The following is a 468-nucleotide window of genomic DNA, read 5'->3' on the forward strand; positions in this document are numbered from 1 at the left end:
CGCTGGCCCGTCCCGGAGCGAGGACCTCGCCGTCTCTCGTGGCGACGACGGCGTGGGGTACCGCCTCACGCAGCGAGGCCGCCGCCTCCAGGTCCGCCACCACCCAGGAGCCTGCCAGCAGGTGGTCCAGCAGCGCCGTGAGGTCCTGCCCCCGGGCGCAAACCAGGCTGAGCGCGCGGTGCGCACCCGGGTAGCCGGCCTCCTCCGGCCGCTCCTCGGTCGGAGAATCCAGGCCGTGGGAGCTGGCAACCACCAGGCGCAGGCTGGAGGAGTCCGCGCCGCGGGCGTGGACCAGCGCCCGGGTCGCGGCGTCGTCGTCCACCATCACGGCTGCGGTGGCGGCCTCGCCCAGCAGGGCAGCCACCGCGTTCTCCCACCCACGCTCGATCACCAGCTGCTCGGCCAAGGGGCCCAGGACCCCGGGCAGGCCGGAGTCGGCGAGCTGCGCGGTGGAGTCCTGGGCGGACA

General features: G+C 75.6%; 1 protein-coding gene. It reads right to left on the minus strand.

The window, feature by feature from the left end; genetic code table 11:
• Positions 1 to 468: SMC hinge domain-related protein (locus HMPREF0058_RS13395; protein ID WP_040319982.1), on the minus strand; the 468-nt coding region annotated here is incomplete at both ends.

It is taken from the genome of Actinomyces urogenitalis DSM 15434 (genome assembly GCF_000159035.1).
GTDB lineage: Bacteria > Actinomycetota > Actinomycetes > Actinomycetales > Actinomycetaceae > Actinomyces > Actinomyces urogenitalis.